The organism is Vitiosangium sp. GDMCC 1.1324 (genome assembly GCF_003044305.1).
Classification (GTDB): Bacteria; Myxococcota; Myxococcia; order Myxococcales; family Myxococcaceae; genus Archangium.
This window is the reverse complement of record NZ_PZOX01000057.1, coordinates 1-10,478: the sequence shown is the minus strand read 5'-3', so window position 1 is coordinate 10,478 and position 10,478 is coordinate 1. Positions and strand designations below refer to the sequence as shown.

General features: G+C 71.2%; 3 protein-coding genes. All 3 read left to right on the top strand.

Annotation, left to right across the window (positions count from 1 at the left end):
* Window positions 1-4,175 (top strand): non-ribosomal peptide synthetase (locus tag DAT35_RS57620; RefSeq protein ID WP_146210344.1); only part of this gene is annotated, 4,175 nt, incomplete at its 5' end.
* Entirely contained in the window at window positions 4,172-8,731 is a 4,560-nt protein-coding gene (locus DAT35_RS57615; protein ID WP_108077959.1) for a type I polyketide synthase, read from the top strand. The genes DAT35_RS57620 and DAT35_RS57615, both read left to right, overlap by 4 nt.
* A 54-nt stretch (window positions 8,732-8,785) precedes the next feature.
* Window positions 8,786-10,478: condensation domain-containing protein (locus tag DAT35_RS57610; RefSeq protein ID WP_146210343.1), on the top strand; the 1,693-nt coding region annotated here is incomplete at its 3' end.

Genomic DNA, 10,478 nt, shown 5'->3' with positions numbered 1-10,478 from the left:
TTCCCCTCGTCAACGCCTACGGCCCCACCGAGTGCTCCGACGACGTCACCCACGGGCCTCTCACCTCTCCTCCCGCTTCCTCCGTCGTTCCCCTCGGCAAGCCCATCTGCAACACCCGCCTCTACGTGCTGGACTCCCACGCTCGCCCCTGCCCCATTGGCGTCCCGGGTGAGCTCTACGTCGGTGGCTCCGGCGTCGGCCGTGGCTACCTCCTCGACCCTCGCCGCACCGCTGAGTCCTTCCTCCCCGACCCCTTCTCCTCTCAGCCCGGCGCCCGCCTCTACCGCACCGGTGACCGCGTCCGCTGGCTGCCCGACGGCACCCTCGACTTCCTGGGCCGCATCGACTTCCAGGTGAAGGTGCGCGGCTTCCGCATTGAGTTGGGTGAGATTGAAGCCACCCTCTCCCGCCTCCCCTCCGTGCGTGAGGTGGTGGTTGTTGTCCGCGAGGACTCCCCGGGCAACCAGCGTCTCGTCGCCTACCTCTCCGCTCGCCCGGGTCACTCGCTGGAAGTGGACGCTCTCCGCTCCCACCTCTCCCAGCACCTGCCCGAGTACATGGTGCCCTCGGCCTTCCTCGTCCTGGAGGCCCTGCCCCTCACTCCCAATGGCAAGGTGGACAGGAAGGCTCTGCCTGCTCCCTCCGGCTCTGACGACTCCCGCTCCTACGCTCCTCCTCGCACCCGTACTGAGGAGCTCCTGTGCGGCCTCTTCGCCCGCCTGCTCCGCCTCGAGCGCATCGGCATCCACGACGACTTCTTCGCCCTCGGTGGCCACTCCCTGCTCGCCACCCGTCTGGTGGCCCAGGTGCGTGAGGTGCTCGGCCTCGAGTTGCCCCTTCGCTCTCTCTTCGAGGCCACCACCGCTGCCCGCCTCGCAGAGCGTCTGGACGCTCTGAAGACTCAGTCCCAGGGCTCCTCCTCCGCTCCGCCCCTGCGGCCTGCTCCTCGCGACAGCGCCCTGCCTCTCTCCTTCGCTCAGCAGCGCCTCTGGTTCCTCGACCAGTGGCAGCCTCACAGCTCCTTCTACAACATCCCCTCCGCCCTCCGTCTCCAGGGGGCCCTCGACGTCGACGCCCTTCGCCGCTCCTTCGACGAGCTCCTCCGCCGCCACGAGTCCTTCCGGACGACGTTCCGGGACAGCCCCCAGGGGCCCGTGCAGCACATCCACCCGGACGTCACGCTGCCCTTCTCCCCGGTGGACCTGCGAGCCCTGCCTGCCGAGGAGCGCGAACGTGAAGCGCACCGGCTCGCGCAGGCAGAGGCCCAGCGGCCCTTCGAGCTCGCCCACGGGCCCCTGCTGCGCGTCACCCTGTTGCAGCTCGCCGACAACGACCACGTGCTCGTCGTCGTGATGCATCACATCATCTCGGATGGCGGCTCCATCGAGGTGTTGCTGCGCGAGCTGACCGCTCTCTACGACGCCTTCCTCCGCAACGCACCCTCGCCGCTGCCGCCCCTGCCCGTGCAGTACGCGGACTTCGCCGTCTGGCAGCGCTCCTGGCTCCAGGGCGAGGCACTCGAGGCACAGCTCGGCTGGTGGCGCCAGCAGCTCGAGGGCGCTCCCCACGCGCTGGACCTGCCCACGGACAGGCCCCGCCCCGCGCTGCAGACCTTCAACGGCGCGCTCCTCACCCGAGTGCTGCCCCGCGCCCTCTCCGAGTCTCTCCGCTCCTTCCACCGCCGCGAGGGTGTCACCCCCTTCGTAACGGTGCTCGCGGCCACCCAGGCCCTGCTGCACCGCTACTCGGGCCAGGACGACTTCACCGTGGGCTCGCCCGTCTCCGGCCGCACCCACGCCGGGATGGAGGGCCTCATCGGCTTCTTCGTCAACACGCTGGTGCTCCGCGCCCGCTTCGGCCCTCGCACCACCTTCCGCGAGCTGCTCGCCCAGGCGCGCGAGTCCACCCTCGGCGCGCTCGCCCACCAGGACGTGCCCTTCGAGAAGCTCGTCGAGGTGCTCCAGCCCCAGCGCGACCTGAGCCGCCCGCCCCTCTTCCAGGTGATGGTGGCCTACCAGCAGGACCTGCCCGTCGACCGCGCCCTGTCCGGACTCTCCCTGCGTCCGCTGCCCGTGGATGGGCAGGGCTCCAAGTTCGACCTCACCCTCTCCCTCACCGACACCGCCGAGGGCCTCAAGGCCTCCTTCGAGTACAACACCGACCTCTATGACGAGGCCACCATGGCTCGCATGGCCGAGCACCTGGCCACGCTGCTCGAGGGCGCCATCTCCCGGCCGGATCAGCCGATCGCCTCGCTGCCGCTGGTCACCCAGGAGGAGCGGCACCGGGTGCTGGTGGAGTGGAACGACAGTCACGTGGACTTCCCGCGTGGCGTCCTCGCCCACCAGCTCTTCGAGTCCCAGGTGGCCGACTCGCCGGACGCGCCCGCCGTGTCCACCGGCGACGCCACCCTCTCCTTCCGGGAGCTGGACGCTCGCGCCAATCAGCTCGCCTGGCACCTGCGCTCCCTCGGTGTCGGTCCCGAAATTCGCGTCGGCCTGTGCGTCGAACGCTCGTTCGATTTCGTCGTGGGCATGCTCGGCGTCCTCAAGGCCGGCGGCGCCTGGGTCCCCCTGGATCCGACCTACCCCGCGGATCGCCTCGCCTTCATGTTGAAGGACTCCGCCGCCTCCGTGCTCCTCACCCACGAGGCGCTCCGGGCCACGCTGCCCTCGAGTTCCGCGCGGGTGGTGTGCCTCGATTCGGAGTGGAGTGAGATCGCCCGCGAGTCCCGCCCGCTCCCCGCGTCCAGCGCGACCCCGGACAACCTCGCGTACATCATCTACACGTCCGGCTCCACGGGCCGGCCCAAGGGCACCCTGCTCACCCACCGCGGCCTGTGCAACACCGCCCTCGCCGCCGTCCGTGAGCACGCCTTCCGCCCCGACACCCGCGTCCTCCAGTTCGCCTCCATCGGCTTCGACGCCTCCGTCTGCGAGGTCTTCGCCTCCCTGCTCGCCGGCTCCTGCCTCCACCTGGCATCCCGTGAGCAGCTCATGCCCGGCGCTCCCCTGCACGCCCTGCTCCGCGAGCGCTTCATCTCCGCGGTCACCCTCACGCCCTCCGTGCTCGCGCAGCTCGACCCCGAGGGGCTCGAGGGTCTGGAGACGATCATCTCCGCCGGCGAGGCCTGCCCCCCCGAAACCGCCGCCCGCTGGTCCTCCGGCCGCCGCTTCCTCAACGCCTACGGCCCCACCGAGGTCACCGTCTGCGCCTCCATCGAGTCCAGCGTCGACCCCCTCCAGCCCACCATCGGCAAGCCCTTCCCCAACGCTCGCGTCTACGTCCTCGATGCGCGCACGCAGCCCCTACCCGTGGGGCTCCCTGGTGAGCTGTACGTCGGTGGCCCGGGCGTCGCTCGTGGATACCTCGGTCGTCCCGACCTCACCGCCGAGCGCTTCGTCCCCGACCCCTTCTCCTCTGAGCCCGGCGCCCGCCTCTACCGCACCGGCGATCGCGTCCGCTGGCTGTCCTCCGGCTCGCTGGAGTTCCTCGGCCGCCTCGACGAGCAGGTGAAGCTGCGCGGCTTCCGCATCGAGCCCGGGGAGATCGCCTCCGTGCTTCGCGAACATCCCTCGGTGCAAGATGCCCTCGCCCTCGTCCGCGAGGACACTCCGGGAGCACAGCGGCTCGTCGGCTACGTGGTAATGCGCGAGGGCGAGCCCGACTCGGGAGCCCTGCGCACCTTCCTGCGCGAGCGGCTGCCCGAACACATGGTGCCCACCGCCTTCGTCCCCCTCGCGGCGCTGCCCCTGTCCGCGCACGGCAAGGTGGACCGGCGCGCGTTGCCCGCTCCCGGAGAGGAGCATGTGGGCAGCGGCCAGCCCTACGTGGAGCCGCGCGGCGAGCTGGAGCATACCCTGGCCACCATCTGGTGCGAGGTGCTGGGCCTGCAACGCGTGGGGCGCACCGAGCGCTTCTTCGACGTGGGCGGCAACTCGATGAGCATCATCCGCGTGCAGGCGCGGGTGGAGGCCGCGTTGGGCCAGCGGGTGTCCCTGCCCGAGCTCTTCCAGAACCCGACAATCGGCGGGCTGGCCGAGCACCTGTCGCGGCGCGACGCGGGCCCGAAGCTGGAGGCCAGCCAGGAGCGTGGCGGTGACCGGAGGGAACGCCTGGAACAGCAGCGGCAGGCGCGACTGGCGGGCCGCCGGAAGAAGGGGGGCGAATCATGAGCCAGGAGAGCGAGCTGCAGACAGAGGGAGTCGCCATCATCGGCATGGCGCTGCGCTTCCCCGGAGCCAGGGACGCCGAGTCCTTCTGGAAGAACCTGCGCGACGGCGTGGAGGCGCGCACCGCGATCTCCGACCAGGAGCTGGAAGCGGCCGGAGTGCCGAGCTCGATGCGCGAGAAGCCGGGCTACGTCCGTGCGGGATTCACCCTCGGCGACGTGGCCTCCTTCGACGCGGCCTTCTTCGGATACAGCCCGAGGGAGGCGGAGATGCTGGACCCGCAGCACCGGCTCTTCCTCGAGTGCGCATGGGAGGCGCTGGAGCGCGCCGGTCATGACAGCTCGCGCTGGCCGGGCTCCATCTCCGTCTTCGCGGGCGAGGGGCGCAGCACCTATCTCATCTCCCACCTGTTGCCGAAGCAGGAGCTGGTGGGCTCGCAGGGACTCTTCTCGTTGATGGTGGCCAACGAGAAGGACTTCCTCGCCACACGCGTGTCCCACCGGTTGGATCTGCGCGGGCCGAGCCTCACCGTGCAGACGGCGTGCTCCACGTCGCTGGTGGCCGTGCACCTGGCCTGCCAGAGCCTGCTGTCCGCCGAGTCGGACATCGCGCTGGCGGGCGGCGTGTCGCTGATGCTGCCCCAGGGGGCCGGCTACCTGTACCAGGAGGGGGGCATCCTCTCTCCCGACGGGCACTGCCGGCCCTTCGACGAGCAGGGCGCGGGCACGGTGGCGGGCTCGGGCGTGGCGGTGGTGGTGCTCAAGCGTCTGGCGGATGCGCTGGAGCAGGGAGACACCATCCACGCCGTCATCCGCGGCTCGGCCGTCAACAACGACGGCTCCCTCAAGGTGGGCTTCACCGCGCCCGGCGTGGACGGACAGGCCAACGTCATCTCCGAGGCGCTCGCGGTGGCGGGCCTGGAGCCCGACTCCATCCAGTACGTGGAGGCCCATGGAACGGCCACGCCGCTGGGAGACCCCATCGAGGTGGCCGCGCTCAACCAGGTGTTCCGCGAGCAGCCACGAGGCTCCATCGCCCTGGGCTCGGTGAAGAGCAACCTGGGGCACCTGGACGCGGCGGCCGGCGTGGCGGGCCTCATCAAGGCGGCACTGGCGCTGGAGCACCGGCAGCTCCCGCCCAGCCTGAACTTCCAGCGCCCCAATCCGCGCATCCCCTTCGAGGAGGGCCCCTTCGCCGTCAACACCACCCTGCGGGAGTGGCCGGCGCGTGGGCCTCGGCGCGCGGGAGTGAGCTCGTTCGGCCTGGGAGGCACCAACGCGCACGTCGTGCTGGAGGAGGCGCCCGCTCGTGCGTCGCGCACCTCCACGTCGCGCCCGTGGCAGCTCCTGGTGCTGTCCGCCCGGAACGGCGCCGCGCTGGAGGAGGCGACGCAACGGTTGGCCACCCACCTCGAGCAGCACCCGGAGGAGGAGCTGGCGGACGTGGCCCACACGCTCCAGGTGGGCCGGCGCCGCTTCGAGCACCGGCGGATGCTGGTGTGTCAGGACACGCGGGACGCTCGCGAGGCCCTGGGGGCACGGGACGCCCGGCGGCTGCTCACCGAGGTGGGCAGTGACGAGCGCCGCACCGTGGCCTTCCTCTTCCCCGGCCAAGGCACGCAGCACGTGGACATGGGCCGCGGTTTGTACGAGTCCGAGCCCCTCTTCCGAAAGCACGTGGATGCCTGCTGCGAGCGGTTCACCCCCCTGCTGGGCGTGGACCTGCGCCGGCTGCTCTACCCCGACGCATCCGGGCGCGAGGAGGCCACCCGGCGGTTGGAGCAGGTACCGCTCGGCCACTCGGCGCTCTTCACCGTCGAGTACGCCCTGGCTCGCTGGTGGATGGACATGGGCGTGAAGCCCCAGGCGCTGCTCGGGCACAGCGTCGGCATGTTCACGGCGGCCGCCCTGGCGGGCATCTTCTCGCTGGAGGACGCCGTGGAGCTGGTGGCGCTGCGCGCGAAGCTCATCCAGCAGCTTCCCGCGGGCTCCATGCTGTCCGTCCAGCTCTCCGAGGCCGAGCTCCAACCGCTGCTGGCCGGAAGGCCCCTGGACATCGCCGCCATCAACGCGCCCAGGCTGTGCACGGTCTCCGGCCCCACCGAGGCCTTGCGCGCCTTCCAGGAGGAGCTGGGCCGGCGCGGCGTGGAGTGCCGCCCGCTGCACAGCACCTATGCCGGCCACTCGGCGATGATGGAGCCGATGATGCGGCCCCTGGAGGAGCGCCTGCGCCGCGTGCGCATGTCGCCCCCGCGCATCCCCTGTGTCTCCAACCTCACCGGGACCTGGCTCACCGACGCGGAGGCCACGAATCCCCGCATGTGGGCGGAGCACGCGCGGCGGCCAGTGCGTTTCGCCGAGGGAGTGGCCACGCTGCTCGCGGAGCCGGAGCGGGTGCTGCTCGAGGTGGGCCCCGGACAGGCGCTGACGATGCTCGCCCGGCAGTCCGCCTCCGCCGCCGGTTGCACCGTGGTGCCCTCGATGCGCCGCCCCCAGGAGACGCGGCCGGACATGCCCGTGCTGCTGGAGGCGGCCGGGCGGCTGTGGCTCGCCGGCGTGGAGCTGGATGGCGAGCGGCTCCAGGGACCCGGCAAGCACCTCCGGCGGGTACTACCCACCTACCCCTTCCAGCGCGAGCGCTACTGGGTGGAGGCCTCGGGCAGGCTGGCCCCTCCGGCGGACTCTCGCTCGCCCGCGGCCGTGGCGCGCAAGAAGGAGGACGTCTCGGAGTGGTTCTATCAACCGGCCTGGAAGCCCACGCCTCCGCCGGTGGCGCCCGCGTTCGAGCGGGGTGAGCTCGTGCTCGCCTTTACCGATGCCGCCGGGCCCGGGGCGAGACTCGTGGAGCACCTGCGCTCCCGGGGCGCCGAGGTGGTGCGGGTGGTGCCCTCGGAGAAGTTCTCACGGCCGGACGAGCAGACCTATGGCCTCGTCCCCAACGAGCCCGCCCACTACCGCAGGCTGCTGGAGGAGTTGGAGGCCTCGGGCCGGAAGCCCCGCCGCGTGGTGCACACGTGGAGCCTGGGACCGGCGAGCGCAGGAGAGGATGAGGCGGCGCTCGCCACCGAGATGAACCGGGGGCTGTACAGCGTGCTCGCTCTATCGCGGGCCCTCCAGCCACGAGCCGCGGAGACGCCGGTGGAGGTGGCGCTCGTGGTGGGCGGCGCTCTGGAGGTGACGGGCGATGAGCCCCTGGTGCCAGCACGAGCCCTCCTGCTGGGCCCCTGCAAGGTTGTGCCTCAGGAGCACGCCGGTTTGCGCTTGCGCTGCATCGACGTGCGGCTGCCCGAGGCGGCGGAGAAGCAGGAGCGGCTGCTGGCACACCTGACGGCGGAGGTACTCCTGTCCTCGGGAGAGCCCGTGGTGGCCTGGCGCGGCGCTCGCCGCTATGCCGAGCACTATGAACTGGCGCGGCTGCCCGCTCCGGGTTCCGACGTGGCACCGCTGCGCGAGCGCGGCGTGTACCTCATCACCGGAGGCCTGGGACGGATCGGCCTGGGACTGGCCGAGCACCTCGCGGCGACGGTGCGGGCTCGGCTGGTGCTGGTGGGCCGCTCGCACTTCCCCGCCCGGGAAGAGTGGGAGGCGTGGCTGAAGGCGCACGGCGAGCAGGACTCCGTATCGCGGAAGATCCGCAGGCTGCGCGAGATGGAAGCGCGAGGGGCGGAGGTGCTGGTGCTGCGGGCGGATGTGTCGCGGCGGGCGGAGCTCGAGCTGGTGCTGACCCGGACGCAGGAGCGCTTCGGTGCCCTGCACGGAGTGGTGCACTCGGCGGGCAGCATCGGCGCGCAGACGCATGTGCCACTGGTGGCGCTGGAGCGCGAGCAGTGCGAGGAGCAGCTCGCCGCCAAGGTGCACGGCACGAGGTGGCTCGAGGCCGCGCTGGCGGGCAGGAAGCTGGACTTCGTGGTGTTGCAGTCCTCGCTGTCCGCGGTGCTGGGAGGCCCGGGCTTCACCGCCTACGCGGCGGCCAACGCCTTCATGGATGCGCTGGCGGCTTCTCGGACCCGGACGGGTGACACGCCGTGGCTCAGCATCGACTGGGACGGCTGGCACGAGGGCGATGACGCGCCCACGGGCTCGGACATGACGATCACCGAGGGCTCGGACGCCCTGCGCCGGCTGCTGGCCGCTCGCGCCGAGGGCCGCTGGGTGGTGTCCACCTCGGAGCTCTCCGCGCGCCAAACGGTGTGGCCGCGGCGCGATCAGTTCGGCACGCCCGCGGCCCGTCCAGCGCTCCAGGGCACCGCACGCCCCGCGCTTCGCAACGAGTACGTGGAGCCCCGCGACTCCATCGAGCGCGAGCTGGCCGCCCTCTGGCAGGAGCTGCTCGGCATCGAGCGGCCCGGCATCCACGACGACTTCTTCGAGCTGGGTGGGCACTCGCTGGTAGGCGCGCAGGTGGTGGCGCGAGTGCGGCAGATGTTCCAGGTGGAGCTGCGCCTGGGCACCCTGTTCGAGACCCCCACGATCGCCGGCATGGCCAAGGCCATTGTCCAGAGCCGCGCGGAGAACATGGGCGATGAGGAGCTGGAATCCCTCCTCGCCGAGCTGGAGTGAGCCGCCGCCTCCCGGGCGCGGCCTCCGTCTTCCTCCTTCATTCGACCGAGCACCATGAGCGACATTCGGAACCGAATCGCCAACCTTCCTCCCGAGAAGCGGGAGCAGTTCCTGCGCAAGCTGGCCGAGCGGCAGCAGGCCTCGCAGACGGCCCCAGCCCAACGGCCCACGCGCCCGCCCTCCGAGCCGTCGCCGTTGTCCTTCGCCCAGCAACGGCTGTGGTTCCTCGACCGGATGGAGCCCGGGACGGCGCTGTTCAACCTCCCCGCGATGTTCCGCCTGCGCGGGCCGCTCGAGGTACGGGCCCTGGAGCAGGGCTTCAACGCGCTCGTGGAGCGCCACGAGTCACTGCGGACGCGCTTCCTGGAGCAGGACGGCCAGTCCCTCCAGGTGGCAGTGGAGTCGCTGGAGCTGAAGCTGGGCGTGGAGGACCTGACGGGGCTTCCAGCGGAGCGGCGGGAGGAGGAGGCACGCCGGATCGCCGCCGAGGAGGCGCGCCGTCCGTTCGACCTGACGCGCGGACCCCTGCTGCGCACCACCCTGCTGCGGCTGGCGCCGGAGGACCACATCCTGCTACTGACGATGCACCACATCGTCTCGGATGGCTGGTCCATGGAGGTGCTGGTGCGGGAGGTGGGAGCCTTCTACCTGGCCTTCAGCACCGGCACTCGCGCGGCGCTGCCTGAGTTGCCGATGCAGTACGCCGACTTCGCTCGCCAGCAACAGCAGTGGCGCGAGAGCCCGGCCTTCCAGCAACAACTCGACTACTGGAAGACGCGGCTGGCGGGCACGCCGGATGTACTGGAGCTGCCCACGGACAGGCCTCGGCCCGCCGTGCAGACGTTCAAGGGGACGAAGCTGCCGGTGCAGCTCCCCGCGGCGTTGATCGAGGAGCTCAAGGCGCTCGGCCGGCGCGAGGGCGCCACCCTCTACATGGTGCTGCTGGCCGCCTTCCAGACGCTGTTGCACCGCTACTCGGGCCAGGACGACATCTGCGTGGGCTCGCCGAGCGCCGGCCGAAGCCAGGCTGGGTTGGAGGGCCTCATCGGCTTCTTCCTCAACACGCTGGTGCTGCGCACGGACCTGTCCGGCAACCCCACCTTCCCCAAGCTGCTCGGCCGGGTGCGCGAGGCCGCGGTGGGCGCGTTCGACCGTCAGGACGTGCCCTTCGAGAAGCTCGTCGAGGAGCTCCAGCCCCGGCGCAGCCTCAGCTACACGCCGCTGTTCCAGGTGATGCTCATCCTCCAGAAGCCCCAGGTGCGACCGCAGCTCGGCGCCCTGTCGCTGGAGTCGATCGAGAGCCACGCGGGACAGGCGATGTTCGACCTCACCCTGTCGCTGGTGGAGGTGGAGCGGGGCGGGCTCGTCGGTCACCTGGAGTACAGCACCGACCTCTTCGACGAGGCCACGGTGACGCGGCTGATGCAGCACCTGCGCACGGTGCTGGAGTCCGTCGTCGCCCAGCCGGAGCAGCGCATCGGTGACATCCCCCTGCTCCCCGCGTCCGAGCAGAATCAGCTCCTCGTCGAGTGGAACCGCACCCAGGCCGATGTCCCCCTCGACGTCTGCTTCCACCAGCTCTTCGAGGCTCAGGCGGCCCGGACTCCCGATGCCATCGCGGTCTCCGACTCCGCCTCTTCTCTCTCCTACTCGGCCCTCAACTCCCGCTCCAACCGCCTCGCCCACCTCCTGGTGGACTCCGGCCTCCAGCGCGACTCCCTCGTCGCCCTCCTGGCTCCCCGTAGCT

What these genes read in the sequence shown, in the direction of transcription:
- DAT35_RS57615 (WP_108077959.1), top strand. Translation starts at nt 4,172, where the DNA reads ATGAGCCAGGAGAGCGAGCTGCAGACAGAGGGAGTCGCCATCATCGGC.